The organism is Pseudoalteromonas shioyasakiensis, assembly GCF_019134595.1.
GTDB lineage: Bacteria > Pseudomonadota > Gammaproteobacteria > Enterobacterales > Alteromonadaceae > Pseudoalteromonas > Pseudoalteromonas shioyasakiensis_A.
The window spans coordinates 801,175-823,126 of record NZ_CP077771.1 but is presented as its reverse complement, the minus strand read 5'-3'; the positions used below and the strand labels follow the sequence as shown (position 1 = coordinate 823,126).

Here is a 21,952-nt window from a genome sequence, read left to right as displayed (position 1 = left end):
AACTAGCGGCTTTAAAATCCAGACAGAAGTGTGTCATGACAGAGTTAAAGCGATTAAATAAATTTATCAGTGAAACAGGTTTTTGTTCACGCCGAGAGGCAGATAAATATATTGAAGAAGGTCGTGTTACTGTTAACGGCAACTTGCCTGAAATGGGCGTAAAAGTCAGTGACGCTGATGATGTACTCATTGATGGCAAACCTTTAAAAGCAAAGCCTAAGCTGGTTTATATTGCCTATAACAAACCTGTTGGTATTACTTGTACGACTGAGCGAAAAATCCAAAGCAATATTGTTAAAGCGGTTAATTACCCAGAGCGTATTTTCCCTATTGGACGCTTAGATAGACCATCAGAAGGCTTAATCTTCTTAACTAACGAAGGCGACATAGTTAATAAAATTCTTCGCGCTGGTAATAATCATGAAAAAGAATACGTAGTGACGGTTGATAAACCGCTTAATCGCCAGTTCGTGAATAAGATGGCAAATGGGATCCCAATCCTCGATACCGTTACTAAAAAGTGTAAGGTGAAACAAACAGGCCCACAGCAATTCACTATAGTGCTAACACAGGGCTTAAACCGCCAAATACGTCGTATGTGTGAATATTTAGGCTATGAAGTGGTAACTTTAAAGCGCACACGAATTATGAACGTGACCCTAAAGGGTTTAAAAGTAGGGCAGTGGCGTCACTTAACCGAACAAGAAATGGCTGAGATCAATAACTCAATTGCCGACTCTGGTAAAACGGAAGAGCGCTCAATTGATGACAATAAACTGCCAACGCAAGCCCGTGCCAAGCAAAAGCCACGCAATGAAGAAGAAAAAAAGCGCGACTTTTCTAAATACGTAAAAAAAGCACGTAGTGATGGCAAACAAGGTCAATCAAGAGCAAAGGCGGGCAATTCACACTCATCAAAATCAAATCAAACGAAGCGTAGCAGCACTAAACGCACAGGTACATTAAGTCTGAAAAAGTAAACTCAGCTCATTAGAGCCCTGACTAGTCTTTACTGGTTACCTTCGGGGTTCTAAATGATACTGATTTCAACCCTAGCCTTTATTAGGGCCAATGGTATCAGCTTTAAGACGGTCTCTTTTCGGTTGAAATTCTTTTTTAGTGAGTTTTTTCGCGATAATATCTTTAAGTTGATGTTTTCTTACAAAGAACAGCTCTTTTGTATTGTCATCTTCAAATAGTAATAGTGCTACTTCATTGTTTTTAACGCTTGCTTCAATCAATTTGAATCCATTTACATTCAAGTTAGGTCTAAAATACAGAGCAATCTGACTGTGCTGTGGAAAGTTGTAATGAGATTCAACAGTCGTGGTTGAAATAGAATCACACCCGAGCTCTAGATCGACTAGTTGTTGCCCTTCGCAAATATCTGCGATTGGTGTGCCTATTTCCCCAAAAATCCATCTTGAGTTAAATATCAATCCATTTTGTCCTTCAATTGCTAAAACAGCATCAGTTAAACTTTCCACGGCAACGTGAAAAGGCACATTAGCCTCACGCTGATAGTATGTATTTTCATTGGCAGTTAAAGTACCACTGAGTATTGCAATCAATAAGTAAAAACCATTTCTAAACATCTTAATCCTTCAAGTAGTAAAGCAGCTATAGGTTAGCACACAAGTTGATAAGTTAATCATTAAATAGACACCCACTTTATTTAAAACCATAACCCGAACTCCAAAAATGGACACCCATTAAAACTAAGTGGTCAAGCACCATAACTAGACACCCACCTTAACTCGGATGTTAACTCAGCAATAAAAAAGCCCTAACAGTTTGCTGCTAGGGCTTTTGGTTGAGAGTCAATCTGTATTAATTAGCGTGACGCTGTTTAGGTACTTTGATCTTAAACAGCATGGTATAAAGTACAGGCACAACAATCAGTGTTAGCACTGTCGCAAAACCAAGACCAAACATAATGGTTACCGCCATTGACTGGAAGAACACGTCAAATAGCAGTGGGATCATGCCTAAGATGGTAGTAATTGCTGCCATCGCTACAGGGCGAACACGGCTCACGCCTGAATCGAATACCGCTTTGTAAGGCTCTTTACCGCTGTCAAGTTCAAGGTTAATTTGATCAACTAATACAATGCCGTTTTTGATGAGCATGCCGCTTAAGCTCAGTAAGCCAAGCAATGCCATAAAGCTAAATGCTGCATTCATTAGTAATAAACCAGCTGATACACCCACAATGGCTAGTGGCACTGTTGCCCAAATCACTAAAGGCTTTTTAACTGAATTGAACAGCAACACTGTGATTGCGAACATGGCTAAGTAACCTAGCGGTAATGAGCCGAAAATAGCTTTTTGTGCTTTGCTTGATGATTCAAATTCGCCGCCCCATTGCAACTCATAGCCACGAGGTAGCTCAATAGCTTCAATGTCTTTGCGAACACGTGCAAATAGCTTCGCTGGAGTTTCATCGCCAATAACATCGTGGTCGGCCATTACAGTGATGGTGCGCTTACGGTCACGTCGCATGATCAAGCTGTCTTCCCACTCAACAACAAAGTCATCAACCACTTGTGTCACCGGTACAAACACACCTAACACTGGGCTGTAAATTTGTAAGTCTCGCAGGCTTTCAACGTTTAAGCGCTCTTCAGCAGGCGATCGAGCAATAATTGGCAGCATTTGTGTGCCGTCTTTATAAACACCCACTTGTTTACCCGATAAGCTAGTTAACAGCAGTTGATCAAGGTCAGATTTAGCAATCCCTAAACGACGGGCTTTTTGCTCGTTAAATTGTGGACGAATTAACTTCGAGCGAGCACGCCAATCGTCGCGAATATTAAATGCCCCCGCATCTTGATGCAGAATGTCTTTCGCTTCTTTTGCTAATTGGCGAAGTACCACAGGATCAGCACCAGAAAAGCGCGCTTCAATTTTTGCATCTGTTGATGGGCCTATTTCCATACGTTTAACTTTTAGCTGAGCATCAAGTACATGTTCATGTTGGTAATCGCGTACTTTTTTGATCATGGTTGTAACAGCTTCGCGGTCTTTTACTCGAATAATCAATTGCCCATAGGCTGGGTATGATTTTTCAGGTGCGTAAGTCAGCATAAAACGCGGTGCACCTTGACCAACCGTTGTGGTTATTTCTTCAACTAATGGGTCGGCTTGTAAGAATTTTTCGAGCTTTGCAACACCATCCATTGTGGTATGAATATCTGCGCCTTGCGTATGCCAATAATCAACATAAAACATAGGAGTATTCGATGCAGGGAAGAACGACTGCTTGATAAATTTAAAGCCATAAACTGAGCTAACAAGCATGATCACCATCAGCAGTAGTGTAGTTTTACGGTACCGCATTGCTGTATGCAACACGCCTTTATAAACATTAAAAATAACACCTTGATAAGGGTCTTCATCGTGATGTGGCTGTTTTTCAGTGGCTTGCTTAAACATTAAATCAGCGAAGAAAGGCGTTAAAGTAATGGCTGTGATCCAGCTTAGTAACAATGAAATAAACAACACCCAGAACAAGCTACCAGCAAACTCACCACTGGCATCTGAACTCAAGCCAATCGGCGCAAAGGCAGTAATAGCAATAACCGTAGCCCCCAGTAATGGCCACTTGGTTTGATTAACAATGTTAGTCGCCGCTTGCAGTTTTGTTTGTCCGCGCTTGAGGTTTATTAATATGCCTTCGGTTACGACAATGGCATTATCAACCAGCATCCCTAAGGCTATAATCAAGGCACCTAATGAGATCCGCTGTAAATCAATGGCAAACAACTTCATGAAAATGAAGGTACCTAGTACGGTCAGTAGGAGTATTACACCGATCAATACACCGCTCTTAAAGCCCATGAAGACTAAAAGCACGATAATAACAATAGCAACGGCTTCAAGTAGGCTGATAATAAAGCCACTTACTGACTTTTCTACTTCAGCAGGTTGGTTATAAACGCTGTTTATTTCCATACCATGTGGTCGTTGATATTCTAGTGACGCTAAATGGGCATCAATATTTGCGCCTACATCAACAACGTTAACGCCAGTGCTAAACGATACGCCTACCAGTAATGCTTGCTGTTGGTTATAGCGAATAATATTGTTAGGGACTTCTGCATACTCACGAAAAACGGTAGCAACATCACCTAAGTAAATAAGCTCATTTTCACCTGGCTTAGAAATAAGTAAGTTTTCGAGCTCTTTTACGTCTTTAAATTCACCGGTTGGGTGTAAGCGAATTGATTCATCGCCAACGCGGACTTTACCTGCGTTCGACACGCTATTTTGAGTTTGTAAAAGCTGATAAATACGATTAGGCGAAATACCTAACTGGGCAAGTTTGCGGGTTGAAATCTCAACCATGACTTGTGCTTGTTGCTCACCACCCACAGTTACTTTACTAACACCATCGACTAAAACCAGTTCACGTTTTAAATAATCAACGTAATCTTTAAGCTCATCGTAAGAATAACCATCACCAGTGACTGCATACATCACTCCGTATACATCACCAAAGTCATCCATAATTTTACTAGGATAAACACCAGAGGGCATCGACGATGCCTGATCATTGATTTTCCGACGCAACTCATCCCATATTTGGCGTAAGTCTTGTTTACGATAATTGCTTTTCATCTCGACGGTAATTTGAGATTTCCCCGGTGATGAAATACTGGTTACGTAATCAACATACGGTAGCTGTTGAATTGCATTTTCAATAGGGAAGGTGACTTCTTCTTCAACCTGCTGTGGTGACGCGCCCGGATAAAGGGTGATCACCATGGCTTTTTTTAGGGTGAATTCAGGATCTTCTAGTTGTCCTAAGCCAAAGTAAGCGACGGTTCCACCAATCAGTAAAAACAGCGCGAACATCCAGCTAATGACTTTTCTTTCAATAGCGAGTGCAGCAAAGCTCATTATAAGCCTCGCTCTTTTTGCCATGGACGCACTTTCATGCCTTCTTCTAAAAAGTGCACGCCAGCAGCCACAACGATTTGGCCTTCTTTAATACCTGAGAGTACTTCAATGCCATCACGGTGTAATTGGCCAACTTCAACAGCTTGCTTGTGCACTAGACCGGTGTTTTCGTCATAAAGCCACACATAGCTGTTGTCGTTTTCAGACTCGGTAGGTTCTGAGAATACCGCCTCAACAGGCAGTAGTGTATAAGGTGATTGTGAACTGGTGATTTTGCTTAAGTCTATATCAACGCGGCCTGTCATACCGGCAAGTAGATTAAAATCTTCTGGCACAGGTAATGAAAATACAACTTTATACGTTAAAGTAATTGGGTCGGCTTGGGTATCAAACTCTTTAACTGTTAATTGATATGACTTGTTTGGGTAACCATCAAATACAACTTCAGGTTGGTAATGTACGTCTTTATCGATACGTGCAATGAGCTTTTCAGGCACTTGAATAACCACGTCCATTAGATCGCGAGTTTCAAGGCGAAGGATGTTTTGTTTTGCTTGGATGTTTTCAAAGTTTTTTACAAACACCTTTGCCACAGTACCTGCGAATGGCGCGCGTAATTCACTATTATCTAGGTTGGTTTTGGCAATTTTTAGCGCTGACTCAGCAACCTGTTTATTGGCAAGGGCTTGGTCTAACTCAGATTGACTAGCAATAGAGCGGTTAAAAAGCTTTTGCACACGCTCAAGTTGAGACGCAGCAAGTTCAAAACGTGCTTTACGTTCTTCATACTGCAGTTGAAAATCTTCAGGATCCAGCTTTGCTAAAAGGTCTCCTTTTTCAACGTGTTGGCCCGCAAGAGCAGGGAACTCAAGTAACTCACCATTTACTCTAAAAGCGAGATAAGAACCTTGGTTAGCAACCACTTCAGCAGGAAAGCTGCGAATGCTTTGCTCTGAATTATTACCAATATTAAAAAGTTTAACAGGACGTACTACCGGCTCTGCTTCATCTTGCTGTGCTTGCTCTGAACATGCCACAAGAAGCAAAAACATGCTGCTCATTAACGCGGCGGTTGCCAATCTCATTGTCTTCTCCATAGATAAGAAAGCATAAATTTGCTGCAGGATACGCTGCAAAGATATAAAATAAAAATTATTAAATTTTAGAAACAGCATAAATTTTATTTATATAGTTTGCCATTAATGAATTTAAATCAATTAATCATTCTAGATGCTATTGTGCAAAGCTCTAGTTTGAGCCAAGCCGCACTTAAATTGCATAAGACTCAACCAGCGCTCACGTTAGCTATTAAGAAGCTAGAATCAGAGCTAGGGTTTGAGCTACTAGACCGAAGCCAATACAGGTTACATTTAACTGAGAAGGGCCGTATTTTTTATCGTGAGGCCAAGCAATTACTAAATGCAAACAGTGAGTTAAGCTCACTTGCTAAAGAGCTGGCACTAGGTAATGAAGCCAATTATAAAATTTGTTACGAGCAACTTTGCCATCAAAATAGCTATAACCAAGTGATCAGCCAAACCTTTAAACGTTTTGCCAGTACTGAGTTTAGTATTTCTTCAGGCAAGCGATTTGTATCTCTTGAGCAGGTTAATAGTCATCAGGCTGATTTAGGAATTGGCCCTTGGTTTGATTTGTTTCATGCAACAGGAGACCTCGAAAGTTTACCTATTGGTAAATTTGATATAGGTATTGTTAGCGCGCCTGATGTAGTGCCCAGTGAAATCAGTTTCGCAGATATTCAAAACTACCCGTGTTTAGCCATGTTTGAAAGTGATTTGAGTTTTGACAGTGATAGGCTTTCTTATACGCTAGGCTCTGCATTAATGAAAATTGACGATATAACCAGTGTTAAGTCGTTTTTACTCTCTGGTGCGGGCTGGGCAATGATCAGTTTGCAACATTGCCAAGCCGAAATCGACGCTGGTTTATTGCAGCAAATTAAAATTATCGATCGTGAACACCAGTTTGGTGCAGAAATTCGAGTTTTTAGACAACACCCGGTACATCATGGTCCTGTTGCAAGAGCCATTTGGCAAGATTTTAGTGAGGTCAGTAAACACTATTTGGAGTCGAGTCGTGCAGCAGGCAACTAAAGAAGATTTAATTTATACCATTATTTGTGCCATTCCTGAGGGGAAAGTTGCCAGTTATGGGCAAGTAGCAAAGCTTGCTGGATACCCTAATAATTCAAGATTAGTGGGCAGGTTATTAAAAGTGATGCCCGAAGGCTCAAGCATTCCATGGCATCGGGTGGTTAATAGCCAAGGTAAAATATCGTTTCCTGAAGGCAGCAATAAACACCTTGAGCAACGACAAAAACTACTCAGTGAAGGTGTTACCTTTAATAAGGCTAAAATTAATATGCGCCTGCACCAGTGGGACTAATAAACATACAAGCTAATTGATAGGTAATGACAAACACAGCCAACTAGCACGAATACATGCCAAATTGCATGGCTGTAATGGCGGGTTTTAGCGCTGTAAAATACAGTGCCTAAACTGTACGCAATCCCGCCAGCTAGCAGCCACCATAAAGCACTTAAATCAAGGTTCAAATAAAGAGGGTAAACAAGCGCTAATGCAAACCAGCCCATTAATAAATAGGTAGCAAGTGAGACCTTTTTATTTGTGTTTTTGACCAGTAATTTATACGTAACACCACCAAGCGCTAAAGACCAAATAAATACCAAAGCAGCAATTGACCAAGCTCCAGATAACGAAATAACCAAATAAGGCGTATAGGTACCGGCAATAAGCAAGTAAATTGCACAGTGGTCACATTTTTTATAAATGGCTCGTATACGTTCTTTAGTACTGGCGTGATATAAGGTCGATGCTAAAAATAATACCAGCAGGCTTGAGCCATAAACGATGGCACTCACCGTAGATGATAAAACGTTAGATTGTGAAATTAAGTCCCACAGTACATATACCGCAAACAGGACTCCCATGCCGTGAGTAAGCACGTTAAGTTGTTCTTCTTGGCGTGAATAAGGGAGTTGCTCTGTCATATCTATCTACTAAAAATGAGTGAATAAAACAATTTCAGTGTACAAGTGTGCGCTGAAATTGGCAATGCTTATTTTTTCACTAAATGTTGGTCAAAACATTTAAACCTATTGGTTTTATTAACCAACCATGAATAAGGTTAAAAAACCAATTAATAATTAAAATCTTAAAAATCAATAATTTAAAATTTATTTTCAGGGTGGCACAACCTTTGATTAAGTAATTACGACTAATTACTTAAAGAGACAAGGAATACCACTATGAATAACTCACTTAAATTAACTACTGCTGCGTTACTTGTATTAGGGTCAACTCAAGCAAGTGCTACTGACTTTGAATTAGATATCAGCAACACAATTACACAATCTGTTAAAAGCTATGTTCAACAAGCAAGTAACGAGTTGAAGGAAAGCGTAATGAACAGCATTGAGTTTGATGCTCAAAAGTTACTAGATACTTACATGAGTGAAGATGCAATTGCTTCGAAAGAAGAAGAGTTAAAAGTTGCTCAAGCCCCTAAAGCAACAAACAAGCAGTAAGGAAGCAAGACAATGAGTAGTGAAATCAGCTTATTTTTACTTATGGTTGCACCGGTTTTGAGTTTACTCAGTGCATATGCATCTATCGAATTATTTCGTAACGTTGCACAATGGTTCAACTTCTAAGGTACAAAGTAGATATTAAGATTTCATGAAATATTGATCGGCGGATTAAAAGCGCACGTAATTAAAGGCATGTGGTTTTAGAATAGTAGACTTTATGAAGCGTGCGATTTTTCCTTTACCGGTTTTTATTTTACCTGAAGGGTTCACCAAGCTAAGAATTTTTGAGCAGCGTTACTTAACGATGGTCAAAGAAGCTGTGCAAGATAATACAGGTTTTGTGCTTTGCACATACCAACACGACACAGATCTTAACTTGCCCGAAATAGGTTGTTTCATGCAAATAACCGATTTCAATCAAGATGATAATGGCCAACTATTAATTGATGTTTATGCTGAGCATGCGGTTTCTATTCACAACGCTAGTCAGGATAAGCAACAGCTTCGCCATGCTGACATCGAAATAATCACGTCACCTTCATGGTATGTAAGCACGCCAATTAATGACGAAAACACCTTACTGAGCGACACACTTCGTGCTGTATTTGTAAATCAGCCTGATTTAGCAAGCCTATATAAAGCCCCACAATTCGATAACCTTGCTTGGGTTGTTGCCCGCTGGCTAGAGATTTTGCCTATATCGTTAGTTAAAAAACAACAACTTGCTTATAAATCTAATTTTGAAAACTTGCTAAGTTTCCTCCATACTCTAATTAACAACGAATTTACTGATTAATGTGATCTAACATCAACTTTTTGGCGTATTACTTTTAACGACAATAATTGGATGACATAAAGATGGTAAGTCAACAACTTCAAACAGGTTGTAAACCTAACACAGGTCAATACTCTGCCATGCCAGATACTCCAAGCAAAGAGCTTGCTGATGCTTTATTTGCTGTTGCTGCGCACCGCGATAAACGTGCGTTTGCAATACTTTTCCAATATTTCTCACCAAAAATTAAACGTTTTGGAATAAAGCAATTCGGTTCTGAAGCTCAAGCGATGGAATTAGTTCAAGAAACACTAACCTCAGTTTGGCGTAAAGCACACCTTTACCATAAAGAAAAAGGTGCAGCGACCACCTGGGTTTACACAGTTATGCGTAATGCCTCTTTCGATATGCTAAGAAAAATGAAGAGCAGCAAAGAAGAGTGTATAAGTGAAGATATCTGGCCTTTGATTGATGAAGCTCAGCCGGGCCAACACGAATTTAGTGACCACTTAGAAGATAAGCAAATCAAACAATACCTTGATAAATTACCGCTTGCGCAACGCGAAGTTGTGCGTGGCGTATACTTTCAAGATATGTCGCAAGAGCAACTTGCTGAGCATTTAAATATCCCCGTAGGCACAGTGAAGTCTCGTCTTCGCTTAGCCTTGCAGAAGTTACGCAATGAAATGGGAGATCACCATGATTAAGCACCATCCTAGCAACGAATTACTTGCCAAGTTCAGTGAAGGTAATTTACCTGCCACGTTGAGTGTTGCAGTCGCTATTCATGTTGAAATGTGCCCTGTGTGTCAAAAAGAGATCGCTGCGCTTGAAGCCAAAAACGCTGACAATGTATTTACTGAATCAGCAATTGATATGGATGATATGTTCGATAAAACACTTTTTGATGCCATCACCGATGATGAATCAATTGATGAAGTGTACGAGCAAGAACAGGTTTCTGTTGATGTTAAAGATAAAACCTACACTTTACCTAGAGCGCTTACACGTATTGGCCACAGCAATTTTATGCAAATAGGCAAACTTGCCCGCTCTCGTATTGATTTAGAAGATGGTCCATTACGAGCAAGCCTGCTTCATATTGATGCGGGTGGTGAGATACCTGAGCATACACATACTGGATTTGAGCTCACTTTATTATTAGACGGAGAGTTTAGTGATGAAGACGGACACTATGTACCAGGTGACTTTATGATGTTAGATGGTCGTCACAATCACACACCAAAAACGATTGAAGGGTGCTTGTGCTTTACAGTTGTCAGTAGTGCCCTACACTTCAATAAAGGTATTAGTAAATTACTGAACCCAATTGGAAATCTTATCTATTAGTAGAGTTTATATGCAGCAATCGACAATTAAAATCGGTTTAAGCGCCTGCTTAGCAGGCGACAAGGTTCGCTTTGACAGCGGACATAAGAAATCTAATTTTTGCATGGATGAATTGGCTAACCATGTTGAATATAAAAAGTTTTGCCCTGAAGTAGCGGTAGGGCTACCAATACCTCGACCAACTATTCGCCAAGTGCGTGTTGGCGATACTATTAAAGTGTGCCGTCCAGATGGCACTGGCGATGTTGGCCCTAAATTAACTGAATACGGCAAACGTGTTGCGACAGAGCAAACTGCAGATTTAAGTGGTTTTGTGTTTTGTGCTAAAAGTCCTAGTTGCGGTATGGAACGTATTAAAATCTACAATGAAGCGGGTACAGGTAATACCTCAGAAGGCGTGGGTTTTTTTGCAGAGCAAATAATGGCACATAACCCATTGTTACCATGCGAAGAAAACGGTCGTTTAAATGATATGCACCTTCGTGAAAACTTTGTAATGCGTGTATACACCTACAAGCACTGGCAAACATTAAGCGAACAACCACTCACAGTTCATCGATTGACTCAGTTTCATGCCCAATATAAGTACTTGTTGATGGCACATAACTACGAGGCTTACCGTAGCTTAGGAAATCTACTTGGCACCTTTGATGGCGAAGATATCCAAACTTTGGCTGATGAATATATTTTGGGGTTAATGACGGCCCTTAAAAAACCAGCTTCACGTAAAAATAACGCCAATACATTAATGCACTTGCAAGGTTATTTTAAAAAATCACTTTCTAAGATTGAAAAGCAAGAACTACGCGATGCCATTGATGAATACCGTCAAGGCTTAGTGCCACTTTACGTACCACTTACGTTAATTAAGCATCATTTAAAAGTGCACCCAAATGAGTATCTAGCTAAGCAAGTGTATCTTGACCCCTATCCGAACGAATTAAAACTACGCTACGGAATTTAATGAACACATTATTTTGGTTTAGGCGCGATCTGCGCCTTTTTAATAACGACGCCTTGTATCAGGCAATCGAAAATGGTTGCCGAAATGCGGTGTTTTTTATTACTGAGAAGCAATGGCAAAAGCATGATGTGGCTGCTATTCAGCTAGATTTATTAAAGCGTAGGCTTAGCTTCTTAGGGGAGCTTTTAGCAAGTAAAGGTATTGAATTACATATTATTGATGCAGCCGATTATGCCGGTTGTGTTAAAAAGTTAGCGTCATTTTGCGAGCAGCATCAAGTAAAAAATGTATACGCTAACAACGAATATGAGCTTAACGAAGTAAACCGAGATAAAACCTTTTTACAGCACGCTGATAGCAACGGAATTGCTTTTTATGCATATGACGGTGATGTAATTGCGCCGCCGGGAAGCATCAAAAATCAAAGCGGTGAGATGTTCAAAGTATTCACGCCATTTAAAAATGCATGGCTAAAAGTTTATCAAGACACCCACTTTTATTTTGCTGAGCCGCCACAGATGTTTGAGCCCATTAAGTGGCAGCCAAGTGAGTTATTAAGTACAGACGGCAGTTCAGAAAAGTGGCCTGTTGATGATGACACGCTTAGCCACGTTTGCGCGCGCTTTATTGAAGAAAAACTTGTGACTTATCAAGACCAACGAGATATCCCAAGCATTAAAGGCACCTCGGGTTTAAGCCCTTACTTAGCACTTGGTATTATTAGCGTTCATCAACTATTGGCACTGATCCAGCAACGTCACCCTGATGTACTACGAAGCAGTAAAAGTAATTTATTTTGTTGGGTTAACGAATTGATTTGGCGTGAATTTTACCGCCATCTTATCGCGATTTATCCAAACCTAAATAAATACGACAACTTCAACGATAAATATAACGCCGTTAAATGGCGTGATGATGAAAGCGACTTTAAAGCATGGTGCGAAGGTAAAACAGGCTATCCATTAGTTGATGCTGCAATGAGGCAGCTCCTGCAAACTGGCTGGATGCATAACCGTTTACGCATGGTGGTCGCGAGCTTTTTAACGAAGCACTTATTAATTGATTGGCGTAAAGGCGAACGCTTTTTTATGCAGCATCTTATTGATGGTGACCTTGCATCTAATAACGGTGGCTGGCAATGGGCTGCAAGTACGGGGTGTGATGCACAGCCGTATTTTCGAATTTTTAATCCTATCACCCAAAGCGAGCGATTTGATCCAGAAGGTGAATTTATCCGTAAATATTTACCAGAGCTGGAAAAAATTCCTGCTAAGCAAATCCATTTTCCGCATGATTACTTAGCGAAACAGGGTAAGTCGAGCAGTTATTGGCCAGCAATTGTTGATCATAAAGCCGCGCGAGAGCGAGCGCTAAACGCATTTAAGGTGTGACATGGACAAGGCGATCCTTGATAGATTTATTGATGTTTATCAAACACTCAATAAAGACAATTTACAGCTACTGGATGAAATTTATCACCCAGATATTCAGTTTGCAGATCCCTTGCATGCGGTAAATGGTCTTGGGGAGCTGCGAGATTATTTTAAAAGCCTCTACGCCAATGTGCTTTCTTGCGAATTTGTTATTGAAGACAGCTATGTCACTGAAAACATCCAGAGCAATGACGACGCCGCGTTTGTATATTGGACCATGCATTACCGCCATCCAAAGCTCAATAAAGGACAAGCAATCTCGGTCGCAGGCCATAGTCGCTTAAAATTTGCTGGCGATAAAATAATTAATCACCGCGACTATTTTGACGTAGGCGCTATGCTTTACAGGCATGTTCCCGTGCTTGGCTCGGCTGTGAAATACATCGATAAAAGAGCGAGTGCATAATGACGACATTAATTACAGGTGCAACCTCAGGTATTGGCGAGTCATTGGCAAAGCTTTATGCAGACAATAATGAACAGGTCATTGCATGCGGTAGAAATACAGAAAAGCTTTCTAAATTGAGCCAGCATCAAAATATTGAGTCTTGCCAATTTGACGCAACAGACCTTCAAGATATTCGTTCGAGCACAGTGGCTTATACACAATTTGACCGGGTTATTCTAAATGCCGGCAACTGTGAATACATTGATGATGCTCGCAATTTTGATAGTAGTTTGTTTGAGCGGGTGATCACGACCAATCTGCTCAGTGTGGGCTATTGCCTTGAAGCGTTATTACCAAAAATAAAGCCCGGTGGTCAGCTGGTGCTGGTAAGTTCAAGTGTTACTTACTTACCCTTACCGCGTAGCCAAGCATATGGTGCGTCTAAAGCGGGTGTAAGTTATTTAGCTAATAGCTTAGCGGTTGATTTAAAAGATGTAGATGTCACTTTAGTTCACCCAGGTTTTGTTAAAACGCCGCTTACAGACAAAAATGACTTTCCAATGCCAATGGCTGTGAGTGCAGATAAAGCGGCAAATTATATTTATAAAGGGGTCGAGAAAAGGCGCAAAGAAGTGCACTTTCCGCATCGTTTTACCTTCATTTTAAAATTTTTAAGAATGCTTCCTACGCCACTTTGGCTGAAGCTTGCAAAAGGATTATCACGTTGAAAAAAGTGGCTGTTATTGGATCTGGCATAGCGGGTTTAAGCTGTGCGCACCTATTGCATAAACACTACGATGTAACCGTATTTGAGAAAAACGACTACATAGGTGGCCATACTGCAACCATAGACGTAAAAGTTGATGGCGTTGATTACGCTGTTGATACAGGCTTTATTGTCTTTAACGACCGAACTTACCCATATTTTGAGAAGCTACTTGAGCGCTTGGGTGTTGAGCGTCAGAAAACCCAAATGAGCTTTAGTGTACATAATGAGCAAACGGGCTTTGAATATAATGGTCATACTTTTTGGAGCTTGTTCGCACAAAAGCGCAATATCTTTCGCCCTAAATTTTGGAAGCTTTTAAAAGACATTGTGCGCTTTAATGATGTGTGTAAATCATTACATGCTGAAAAAAATTACAAAGAAAATCAAACTCTAGGTGAGTTTTTAGACGAGCATGACTTTAACGAGTTTTTCCGTTTTCATTATATTTTGCCGATGGGCGCTGCTATCTGGTCAACAAGCATTAAAGAAATGGCGCAAGTTGGCGTAGAGTTTTTTGTTAAGTTCTTTTATAACCACGGTTTGTTGGATATCGCTAATCGCCCGCAGTGGTATGTTATTCCGGGTGGCTCTCGCGAATACATTAAACCTATGATCCAAGGTTTTGCTGATAAAATTCGTTTAAATAGTAATATCAGCTCGGTATCTAGAAAAGATGACAGTGTGCATGTTCATTTTGATGATGGCCATAGTGAAACATTCGACAAAGTTGTGTTTGCTTGTCACTCAGATCAAGCATTAAAGCTGTTATTAGATCCGACTGAAGACGAAAAAAGCGTTCTCTCAGCCATACCTTATACTGCTAATTCAGTGGTACTGCACACAGATACAACACTTTTACCAAAACGCAAAGCCGCATGGGCGAGCTGGAATTATCTGTTAAATAACAACACAGACAAAGCCGCTGTTGTGACTTATCAGATGAATATTTTGCAAGGCATTAAGAGCGACACGCAATTTTGTGTCACGCTTAATCACCTTGACGACATTAAAAAAGACAAAATTCTGCGTGAGTTTACTTATCATCATCCGGTATTTAATAAACAGTCGATTGCAGCGCAGCAGCAAAAGGCATTGATTGACGGCAAAAACAATAGTTATTTTTGCGGTGCTTATTGGTACAACGGCTTCCACGAAGACGGTGTAAGAAGTGCTGTAAACGTGGCAAAGCAACTCGGAGTCGAGTTTGAATAGCGCCATATATGTAGGTGATGTTCGCCACAGGCGCTTTGCCGTGAAAGAGCATCACTTTAAGTACCCGCTTTATATGATGTGGGTTGATTTAGCTAAGCCTGATGAGCTTAATGGTGTTCATCCTTGGCTTGGCTTGAGTGGTTTTAAGGCGCTTAAATTTAATCAGAGCGACTATTTTAATTATCAAACCGATATGCAGCTGCCACTCAAGCAGCGTGCACTTAATAAAATTAAAGAGCTTGGCATTGACGATGAATTTACCCATGTTTTTATGCTCGGACAGGTGCGCTGTTTAGGAATTTATTTTAGCCCGGTTAACTTTTTCTTCTTCCAAACTAGTCATGGCGATTTCACTCACATGCTTGCTGAAGTGAGCAATACGCCTTGGAATGAGCGTCATTATTATGTCGTCCCCCTTGAAAAAAAAGTGAACTTTAGAAAGGTTTTCTCCGTATCACCTTTCATGAACTTAGATATGAACTATCATTGGCATATTAGAATGAATTCTGATAACACCATGATTCATATTGAAAATAAAAAAGACGACACTCTTTTGTTTGATGCAACTCTGCGTTTGCAAAAGCACCCTCTCACGAAAGAGCAGGTTAGTGCTGTGCTTAAACAGTTTCCGGCTATGACGATAAGTATTTTTAAGGGTATTTACCTTCATGCCTTGAAGTTGTTTTGCAAACGTGTGCCATTTATTGGCCACTCTGGCAAACAAGAGAATTCTACTAGGTGATGTGATGGAAAAAGTATCAAATATAACACAAGCCCAAACGACCGGCTGGATGACAAAGCTTTATAAAAAACTGGTAATAGGTGCATTCAACAGTATAAACGTCGGTTGCATTACCCTCAGAGAAGGTAATCAAAAAGAGCAATTCGGTGACATAACCAGTGATTTACACGCAACGGTCACGGTAAACGATGCTGGTATGTATAAGTCATTTGCTTTGTCTGGCAGTGTTGGTGCCGGAGAGGCTTATATTCTTGGCTATTGGGACTGTGACAACCTCACTAAACTTATTGAAATATTCGCTCTAAACCAAGATCAGCTAGATGCGTTCGAGAAAAAATTTGCCTTTTTGAGCGGCATTGCGCACCGAATTAATCACATAAAAAATAAAAACTCAGCAAGCGGTTCAAAAAAGAACATTGCGGCGCACTATGATTTAGGCAACGACCTATATAGTGCATTTTTAAGTGACGAAATGTTGTATTCATGTGCTGTGTACCCTTCAAAACAAGCTAGTCTTGAACAGGCCCAAGCGCACAAGCTAGCATTAATTTGTGAGCAAGTTGATTTACAACCCGGTGACTCTGTCATTGAAATTGGCACAGGGTGGGGCGCTTTTGCGATTTATGCAGCGACGCATTTTGATTGCCATGTAACAACGACCACCATTTCTGACGAGCAACATGCCTATGTTGAACAAAAGGTTAAAGAGCTTAACCTTGAGCATAAAATCACTTTATTAAAGCAGGATTACCGCCTCTTAGAAGGTAAATACGATAAGCTTGTATCAATTGAAATGATTGAAGCTGTCGGTCATGAGTTCTTGCCAGGCTTTTTTGCAAAATGCCAGTCTTTATTAAAAGACAGTGGTGCAATGCTTATTCAAGCAATTACCATAGCTGATCAGCGTTACAGCCATTACCTTAAAAATTCTGATTTTATCCAGCAGTACATCTTCCCGGGTGGTTGTTTGCCTTGTTTAGACGAAATGAATAAGCAAATAAAGCAGCAAACAGACATGGTTGTGCATAGTGTAAAAGATATTGGTGTTCACTATGCAAGAACACTGGCTGACTGGCGCGAGCGCTTTGTCGCTAGCTGGCCTGAAATAGATAAAGTGAAATTTGACCAACGGTTCTATCGTTTATGGTTATTTTATTTAGCTTACTGTGAAGGTGCGTTTAGAACCCGTGCTATAAGTACAGTTCATTTAGTTGCCCGTAAACCTCGTTTTGGCCATTCTAGCGATGATATCGCGCTCGATTATTAACTTTGTTTTGTTTCAAGGAGTATGGTTTATGGCCTTACTCCTTGAGCACAACTCTTTAATCCCCGCTTTAGCTGTTGTTGCTTTGATGATTTACCTATCAAAGCAACGCCAGCAAGATAGTTGGCTACTTTTATGTGGCTTGCCTCTTGCTCTGGGCTTTGAATGGCTTGCCAGCAGCTTAAACTTACTTGCCTTTAAAGTAAGCCCTTTTCCTTTATGGCTTGCTGTACTTTGGGCAGCACTGCTCTTAACCATTAATACTTCGATGAAGTTTCTACAAAAGTTGCCTTGGTATATTGCATGGGGTGTTTGCGCGTTATTTGCTCCTGCTAGTTACTACGCTGGAATGCGCTTTGAAGTACTTAATACTGAGCTCTTTCTTTGGCAGTTTTGGCTGGTGTACGGCTTGGGTTGGGCAAGTATGTTTATGGCTATAATTGCTATTAATAAGCGATTTTTAGCGGCTGAATGATCAGTTTTAAGTGGTTTTTCGTAGTGTTTAATAACACAACTTTAAGGGTTATTTGATGAAACAATCACTTAATTTAAGTTTATTTACTGCGTTATTGTTCTCTGCGGGCGTGTATGCAAATGGCTTTAAAACGGTGGGCCAAGCGAAAATGGAGTATCTGTTTTGGGATGTGTATAACGCCAAGTTAGAGACCCCATCGGGCTCGTATCAATTTGGCCAACACCCCAGCAAACTTACACTCACTTATTTGCGGGATTTCGATGCGAAAGACATCGTCAAAGCAACCAACGAGCAATGGCAACATTTAAAGCTCAATGACATGGTAGGTGCTTACGATAAACAGTTATTAGCCCTTTGGCCTGATATCAAAAAAAACGATTCGTTGTCGTTTCGAACAAACGAGCAAGGAATTGGTACTTTTTACTTTAATGACAAAGAGCTAGGTCAGATCGATGATAATAAATTCGCTGACAACTTCTTAGCAATTTGGTTAAGTGCCGACACGTCTGAACCATCACTTCGTAAACTGCTTATTGGAGGGAAACATGATTAAGCTCAAAGCACTCTTTATTTTCGCTATGGTACTGTTAATTACCAGCTGCTCTGCGCCAGATGTTGATTACTACCAAGGCACAGAGCCTAAGTTTGATTTTAAGCAGTTTTTTAGTGGTGAGCTCAAAGCTTACGGCGTTGTGCAAGACCACAAGGGCGAGTTAACTCGTAAGCTGGTAGTTGACATGCAAGCATCTTGGAACGGCAATCAGGGAGTGATTGACGAGCAATTTGTTTATGATGATGGCGAAACGCAAACCCGTGTTTGGTACATCACCATTAATGATGATGGCAGTATCACAGGGACAGCATCAGATGTGATTGGCGAAGCAAAGGGTGAAAGCAATGGAAGCGTGTTCCATTGGACATATTCTGTCGAGCTTCCATATGATGGTAGTACTTTAGTGGTAAATTTCGATGATTGGATGTACTTGGTAACACAATCACGCTTGATAAACCGTACCGCTATTGATAAGTTTGGCTTTGAGGTTGGGGAAGTTACCTTGGTTATCGAGAAAATTGAATGATGGTTTAGCTATCATAAAATTTTGTGATGGAAGTTAAATTAAGTCTTTATTAATACTGATGTCACTAACCTTGTGATTGATAGTTAAATAGTAGTCATTTTTGAATAAATTACGTAAAAATAGCAATTTGCTGTTGCTAACTTCTCAAAAATGCATAAAGATAGGTTTTGCGAAGGCAAAATAATAACGAATAGGAATCTAACAATGAACAAAGCTCAATTAGTTGAAAAAATTGCTACTGATGCAGAAATCTCAAAAGCGGCAGCAACTCGTGCACTAGATGCATTCACTGGCGCAGTTACTACCTCTCTTAAAGAAGGTAACTCAGTAGCATTAGTTGGTTTCGGTACTTTCTCAGTAAAAGAGCGCGCAGCGCGTACTGGCCGTAACCCACAAACTGGTGCAGAAATCCAAATCGCAGCAGCAACTATCCCAAGCTTTAAAGCGGGTAAAGGTCTTAAAGACCAAGTTAATCCTTAATAGGGTGACTTACTAATTATTGAAAAAAGGGCTTATAGCCCTTTTTTTGTATCTGGAGTTTTGTCGCGCTAGCGAAAAAGGCTTATGCCTTCAACGCTTTATCACCACGACCAATACCAACCGCACCTGAACGTACAACTTCAATAATGTCTGATTCATGGCGCAGGGTATCAAGGAAAGATTCGATCTTTTCTGTGCTCGCGACAAGCTGCAGTGTGTAACTGTGGCGACCCATATCTAAAATAGCACCTTGAAACACATCAGCAACACGCGTTACTGCTGCTCGAGTGGTTTCATCTTGGGCAAAAACTTTCACCAATAACAGCTCGCGCTCGATATGTGCCATTTCGGTTAAGTCAATAATCTTAAGAACATCTACCAGTTTGTTCACCTGTTTAGTGATTTGCTCAACGATGCGATCATCACCCATGGTTGTAATGGTAATACGCGAAAGAGAATGATCGTCAGTTGTGCCAACAGTCAGGCTGTCGATGTTGTAAGCGCGCTGTGAAAATAAGCCTACAATGCGCGATAACGAGCCAGGTTCGTTTTCTAATAAGATTGATAAAATACGGCGCATTATGCTTTTACTCCTTTACGTAACCACATATCATCGACTGCCCCTAGCTTGATTTGCATAGGGTAAACATGTTCTTTTTCATCTACACAGATATCTAAAAATACCAGTCTGTCGTTTATAGACATGGCTTTTTCAATAGCAGGCTGTAGTTCATCAATATGATCAACGCGAATTCCTACATGGCCATAACTTTCTACTAATTTTACGAAATCAGGAAGTGATTCCATGTAAGAAGATGAGTGACGACCAGAGTACATCATATCTTGCCATTGACGTACCATGCCCAGTGAGCGATTATTCAATGAGACAACTTTTACTGCTAAATTGTATTGTAAACATGTTGATAGCTCTTGAATGTTCATTTGGATTGAACCATCACCCGTCACGCAGATAGATTCTTTATCTGGGAAGGCAAGCTTAACGCCCATTGCCGCAGGTAAACCAAAGCCCATAGTGCCTAAGCCACCAGAATTAATCCATTGGCGCGGGTGTTTAAATGGATAATACTGAGCAGCAAACATTTGATGCTGACCTACATCAGAGCTGATGTAAGCATCACCATTGGTTGCTTTGTAAATTGCCTCGATAACCGCTTGTGGTTTGATTTTATCGCTATCAGTGCTGTAGCTTAGGCATTTTTGTTCACGCCAGCTAATGATTTGACGCCACCAGTCTTCTTGTGCAGAACGATCAATTGAAATAGGGCTCTTATCAATTGCAGTTTGTAACTGCTCAAGTACTGTTTTCAAGCAGCCAACAACTGGGATGTGCGCTTTAATTGTTTTAGAAATTGAGGTTGGGTCAACATCAACATGAACGATAGTGGCATTAGGGCAGAACTTTTTAACGTTATTTGTTACCCGATCATCGAATCGAGCGCCTAAAGCTAAAATAACATCAGCATTTGCCATGGCTTTATTTGCCTCAAGGCTACCATGCATACCTAACATACCAATAAAGTTAGGGTGAGTACCGCTGATACCGCCTAGACCCATTAAGGTGTTAGTGATGGGCGCGTTTAATGACTCCACTAAGTGAGTAAGTTGCTCAGAGGTATTTGATAGAATAATGCCGCCACCTGAGTAAATAACCAGTTTTTTAGCTTCTAAAATAGCGCTCACTGCTTTACGAATTTGTTTTGAGTGGCCTTTAGTATTCGGGTTGTAAGTTCGAAGCTCAGTTGTTTTTGGAAACTCGAATGGGAACTTTAACTCAGGATTAAGCATATCTTTAGGTAATTCAACCACAACCGGGCCAGGGCGGCCTGTGCTGGCTAAGTAGAATGCTTTAGCTAAGATTGTTGGAATATCTTTTGCGCTACGACAGTTATAGCTGTGCTTTACGATAGGGCGAGAACAACCAACAATATCAGTTTCTTGGAATGCATCATCACCAATTAAACCAGTAGGAACTTGGCCAGATAACACCACCATTGGGATAGAATCCATGTATGCCGTCGCGATACCTGTTACACAGTTTGTAGCGCCAGGGCCAGAAGTTGCTAGCACCACACCGACTTCACCGGTAGCACGGGCATAACCATCAGCCATATGAGTAGCGGCTTGTTCGTGACGTACTAGGATATGTTCAATATCTTCTTGTTGAAATAACGCGTCATATAAATCAAGAACAGAACCACCCGGGTAGCCAAAAATATACTTAACATTCAATTCTTTAAGCGCCCGAACAACTAGTTCGGATCCATTGTATTCAGTTGTACTCATCCTCATTCCTCTGTGTGTGCAAGCATAGATGCATAAAAAAACCCCCGCATATGGCGGGGGTTTTTTAAAAAGCGTACTTTCACCTTTTAATAGCCTCCCGCTGGGCTTGTAACTAAGACCAGTACGAGAACGTTGACGACTAAAAGATGACGGCGAATATTCATTATTTTTTATTTTCTTCTAAAAAATGCACAGCCGACTAGATGGCTGCTGTTTAAAAAAATGTTAGAAGTATTTTTAAGC

Annotated in this window: 24 protein-coding genes; 18 read left to right on the top strand and 6 right to left on the bottom strand. The window is 40.6% G+C overall.

Features of this window, described 5'->3' with window-relative positions; all coding sequences use genetic code 11:
• Positions 1-35: 35 nt before the first annotated feature.
• A complete protein-coding gene (gene rluF, locus KQP93_RS21130; protein ID WP_217877075.1) occupies positions 36-980 on the top strand; it encodes a 23S rRNA pseudouridine(2604) synthase RluF in 945 nt (314 codons plus the stop codon).
• Positions 981-1,052: 72 nt separating this feature from the next.
• Here the strand turns inward: rluF and KQP93_RS21125 are convergent, their stop codons facing one another.
• From KQP93_RS21125 to KQP93_RS21115, 3 genes are all read right to left on the bottom strand, one after another.
• Positions 1,053-1,595 (bottom strand): hypothetical protein, encoded by a 543-nt coding sequence (locus KQP93_RS21125; RefSeq protein ID WP_217877074.1) that lies wholly within the window; start codon positions 1,593-1,595, stop codon positions 1,053-1,055.
• Positions 1,596-1,830: 235 nt separating this feature from the next.
• Positions 1,831-4,902 carry an efflux RND transporter permease subunit gene (locus KQP93_RS21120; protein WP_217877073.1) on the bottom strand — a complete coding sequence of 1,024 codons (3,072 nt, stop codon included), beginning with the start codon at positions 4,900-4,902 and terminating at the stop codon, positions 1,831-1,833.
• The gene (locus tag KQP93_RS21115; RefSeq protein ID WP_217877072.1) at positions 4,902-5,987 is read right to left on the bottom strand and encodes an efflux RND transporter periplasmic adaptor subunit; all 1,086 of its coding nucleotides are present in this window, start codon (positions 5,985-5,987) and stop codon (positions 4,902-4,904) included. The genes KQP93_RS21120 and KQP93_RS21115 overlap by 1 nt, the downstream gene beginning before the upstream one ends.
• Before the next feature lie 117 nt (positions 5,988-6,104).
• On the opposite strand from KQP93_RS21115, the gene KQP93_RS21110 reads away from it, so the two are divergent.
• Together KQP93_RS21110 and KQP93_RS21105 are read left to right on the top strand one after the other, a co-directional pair.
• The gene (locus KQP93_RS21110; protein WP_217877071.1) at positions 6,105-7,016 is read left to right on the top strand and encodes a LysR family transcriptional regulator; all 912 of its coding nucleotides are present in this window, start codon (positions 6,105-6,107) and stop codon (positions 7,014-7,016) included.
• Positions 7,000-7,308, top strand: coding sequence for an MGMT family protein (locus KQP93_RS21105; RefSeq protein WP_054562368.1), 309 nt, complete (start codon positions 7,000-7,002; stop codon positions 7,306-7,308). Before KQP93_RS21110 ends, KQP93_RS21105 begins: the two co-directional genes overlap by 17 nt.
• On the opposite strand, the gene trhA is transcribed toward KQP93_RS21105, so the two are convergent.
• Entirely contained in the window at positions 7,305-7,934 is a 630-nt protein-coding gene (gene trhA / locus KQP93_RS21100; protein ID WP_217877069.1) for a PAQR family membrane homeostasis protein TrhA, read from the bottom strand. The two genes, KQP93_RS21105 and trhA, sit on opposite strands and share 4 nt — an antisense overlap.
• Before the next feature lie 258 nt (positions 7,935-8,192).
• On the opposite strand from trhA, the gene KQP93_RS21095 reads away from it, so the two are divergent.
• From KQP93_RS21095 to KQP93_RS21025, 15 genes are all read left to right on the top strand, one after another.
• Positions 8,193-8,471 (top strand): hypothetical protein, encoded by a 279-nt coding sequence (locus tag KQP93_RS21095; protein WP_054562366.1) that lies wholly within the window; start codon positions 8,193-8,195, stop codon positions 8,469-8,471.
• A gap of 220 nt (positions 8,472-8,691) precedes the next feature.
• Entirely contained in the window at positions 8,692-9,270 is a 579-nt protein-coding gene (locus tag KQP93_RS21090) for an LON peptidase substrate-binding domain-containing protein (protein WP_217877068.1), read from the top strand.
• A gap of 62 nt (positions 9,271-9,332) precedes the next feature.
• Positions 9,333-9,956: a sigma-70 family RNA polymerase sigma factor gene (locus KQP93_RS21085; RefSeq protein ID WP_217877067.1), complete on the top strand. Its 624-nt coding sequence runs from the start codon at positions 9,333-9,335 to the stop codon at positions 9,954-9,956.
• Positions 9,949-10,599 carry a ChrR family anti-sigma-E factor gene (locus KQP93_RS21080; protein ID WP_217877066.1) on the top strand — a complete coding sequence of 217 codons (651 nt, stop codon included), beginning with the start codon at positions 9,949-9,951 and terminating at the stop codon, positions 10,597-10,599. The genes KQP93_RS21085 and KQP93_RS21080 overlap by 8 nt, the downstream gene beginning before the upstream one ends.
• Before the next feature lie 10 nt (positions 10,600-10,609).
• Positions 10,610-11,563, top strand: coding sequence for a YbgA family protein (locus tag KQP93_RS21075; RefSeq protein WP_217877065.1), 954 nt, complete (start codon positions 10,610-10,612; stop codon positions 11,561-11,563).
• Entirely contained in the window at positions 11,563-12,954 is a 1,392-nt protein-coding gene (phrB, locus tag KQP93_RS21070; protein ID WP_217877064.1) for a deoxyribodipyrimidine photo-lyase, read from the top strand. The genes KQP93_RS21075 and phrB overlap by 1 nt, the downstream gene beginning before the upstream one ends.
• 1 nt (position 12,955) lies before the next feature.
• Positions 12,956-13,402, top strand: coding sequence for a nuclear transport factor 2 family protein (locus tag KQP93_RS21065; RefSeq protein ID WP_217877063.1), 447 nt, complete (start codon positions 12,956-12,958; stop codon positions 13,400-13,402).
• Positions 13,402-14,112, top strand: coding sequence for an SDR family NAD(P)-dependent oxidoreductase (locus tag KQP93_RS21060; protein WP_217877062.1), 711 nt, complete (start codon positions 13,402-13,404; stop codon positions 14,110-14,112). The genes KQP93_RS21065 and KQP93_RS21060 overlap by 1 nt, the downstream gene beginning before the upstream one ends.
• Positions 14,109-15,365, top strand: a complete 1,257-nt coding sequence (locus KQP93_RS21055) for an NAD(P)/FAD-dependent oxidoreductase (RefSeq protein WP_217877061.1) — start codon at positions 14,109-14,111, stop codon at positions 15,363-15,365. Before KQP93_RS21060 ends, KQP93_RS21055 begins: the two co-directional genes overlap by 4 nt.
• Positions 15,358-16,107: a DUF1365 domain-containing protein gene (locus KQP93_RS21050; RefSeq protein WP_217877060.1), complete on the top strand. Its 750-nt coding sequence runs from the start codon at positions 15,358-15,360 to the stop codon at positions 16,105-16,107. Before KQP93_RS21055 ends, KQP93_RS21050 begins: the two co-directional genes overlap by 8 nt.
• A 4-nt stretch (positions 16,108-16,111) precedes the next feature.
• Positions 16,112-17,374 (top strand): SAM-dependent methyltransferase, encoded by a 1,263-nt coding sequence (locus tag KQP93_RS21045; protein ID WP_217877059.1) that lies wholly within the window; start codon positions 16,112-16,114, stop codon positions 17,372-17,374.
• Complete coding sequence (locus KQP93_RS21040; RefSeq protein ID WP_217877058.1) at positions 17,352-17,846, top strand: DUF2878 family protein; 495 nt, start codon at positions 17,352-17,354, stop codon at positions 17,844-17,846. The genes KQP93_RS21045 and KQP93_RS21040 overlap by 23 nt, the downstream gene beginning before the upstream one ends.
• Positions 17,847-17,901: 55 nt before the next feature.
• Positions 17,902-18,399: a chalcone isomerase family protein gene (locus tag KQP93_RS21035; protein ID WP_217877057.1), complete on the top strand. Its 498-nt coding sequence runs from the start codon at positions 17,902-17,904 to the stop codon at positions 18,397-18,399.
• Complete coding sequence (locus KQP93_RS21030; protein ID WP_054562353.1) at positions 18,392-18,925, top strand: DUF3833 domain-containing protein; 534 nt, start codon at positions 18,392-18,394, stop codon at positions 18,923-18,925. The genes KQP93_RS21035 and KQP93_RS21030 overlap by 8 nt, the downstream gene beginning before the upstream one ends.
• A gap of 204 nt (positions 18,926-19,129) precedes the next feature.
• Positions 19,130-19,405 (top strand): HU family DNA-binding protein, encoded by a 276-nt coding sequence (locus KQP93_RS21025; RefSeq protein WP_089349732.1) that lies wholly within the window; start codon positions 19,130-19,132, stop codon positions 19,403-19,405.
• Positions 19,406-19,487: 82 nt separating this feature from the next.
• Here the strand turns inward: KQP93_RS21025 and ilvN are convergent, their stop codons facing one another.
• Positions 19,488-19,985 carry an acetolactate synthase small subunit gene (gene ilvN / locus KQP93_RS21020; protein ID WP_054551998.1) on the bottom strand — a complete coding sequence of 166 codons (498 nt, stop codon included), beginning with the start codon at positions 19,983-19,985 and terminating at the stop codon, positions 19,488-19,490.
• Positions 19,985-21,709 (bottom strand): acetolactate synthase 3 large subunit, encoded by a 1,725-nt coding sequence (locus tag KQP93_RS21015; RefSeq protein WP_217877056.1) that lies wholly within the window; start codon positions 21,707-21,709, stop codon positions 19,985-19,987. The genes ilvN and KQP93_RS21015 overlap by 1 nt, the downstream gene beginning before the upstream one ends.
• Between the last annotated feature and the right edge of the window lie 243 nt (positions 21,710-21,952).

Bases quoted from the DNA above. Each gene is read 5' to 3' on its own strand.
- rluF (WP_217877075.1), top strand. From the start codon at position 36: ATGACAGAGTTAAAGCGATTAAATAAATTTATCAGTGAAACAGGTTTT.
- KQP93_RS21125 (WP_217877074.1), bottom strand. From the start codon at position 1,595: ATGTTTAGAAATGGTTTTTACTTATTGATTGCAATACTCAGTGGTACT.
- KQP93_RS21120 (WP_217877073.1), bottom strand. From the start codon at position 4,902: ATGAGCTTTGCTGCACTCGCTATTGAAAGAAAAGTCATTAGCTGGATG.
- KQP93_RS21115 (WP_217877072.1), bottom strand. From the start codon at position 5,987: ATGAGATTGGCAACCGCCGCGTTAATGAGCAGCATGTTTTTGCTTCTT.
- KQP93_RS21110 (WP_217877071.1), top strand. From the start codon at position 6,105: ATGAATTTAAATCAATTAATCATTCTAGATGCTATTGTGCAAAGCTCT.
- trhA (WP_217877069.1), bottom strand. From the start codon at position 7,934: ATGACAGAGCAACTCCCTTATTCACGCCAAGAAGAACAACTTAACGTG.
- KQP93_RS21095 (WP_054562366.1), top strand. From the start codon at position 8,193: ATGAATAACTCACTTAAATTAACTACTGCTGCGTTACTTGTATTAGGG.
- KQP93_RS21090 (WP_217877068.1), top strand. From the start codon at position 8,692: ATGAAGCGTGCGATTTTTCCTTTACCGGTTTTTATTTTACCTGAAGGG.
- KQP93_RS21085 (WP_217877067.1), top strand. From the start codon at position 9,333: ATGGTAAGTCAACAACTTCAAACAGGTTGTAAACCTAACACAGGTCAA.
- KQP93_RS21080 (WP_217877066.1), top strand. From the start codon at position 9,949: ATGATTAAGCACCATCCTAGCAACGAATTACTTGCCAAGTTCAGTGAA.
- KQP93_RS21075 (WP_217877065.1), top strand. From the start codon at position 10,610: ATGCAGCAATCGACAATTAAAATCGGTTTAAGCGCCTGCTTAGCAGGC.
- phrB (WP_217877064.1), top strand. From the start codon at position 11,563: ATGAACACATTATTTTGGTTTAGGCGCGATCTGCGCCTTTTTAATAAC.
- KQP93_RS21065 (WP_217877063.1), top strand. From the start codon at position 12,956: ATGGACAAGGCGATCCTTGATAGATTTATTGATGTTTATCAAACACTC.
- KQP93_RS21060 (WP_217877062.1), top strand. From the start codon at position 13,402: ATGACGACATTAATTACAGGTGCAACCTCAGGTATTGGCGAGTCATTG.
- KQP93_RS21045 (WP_217877059.1), top strand. From the start codon at position 16,112: ATGGAAAAAGTATCAAATATAACACAAGCCCAAACGACCGGCTGGATG.
- KQP93_RS21040 (WP_217877058.1), top strand. From the start codon at position 17,352: ATGATATCGCGCTCGATTATTAACTTTGTTTTGTTTCAAGGAGTATGG.
- KQP93_RS21035 (WP_217877057.1), top strand. From the start codon at position 17,902: ATGAAACAATCACTTAATTTAAGTTTATTTACTGCGTTATTGTTCTCT.
- KQP93_RS21030 (WP_054562353.1), top strand. From the start codon at position 18,392: ATGATTAAGCTCAAAGCACTCTTTATTTTCGCTATGGTACTGTTAATT.
- KQP93_RS21025 (WP_089349732.1), top strand. From the start codon at position 19,130: ATGAACAAAGCTCAATTAGTTGAAAAAATTGCTACTGATGCAGAAATC.
- ilvN (WP_054551998.1), bottom strand. From the start codon at position 19,985: ATGCGCCGTATTTTATCAATCTTATTAGAAAACGAACCTGGCTCGTTA.
- KQP93_RS21015 (WP_217877056.1), bottom strand. From the start codon at position 21,709: ATGAGTACAACTGAATACAATGGATCCGAACTAGTTGTTCGGGCGCTT.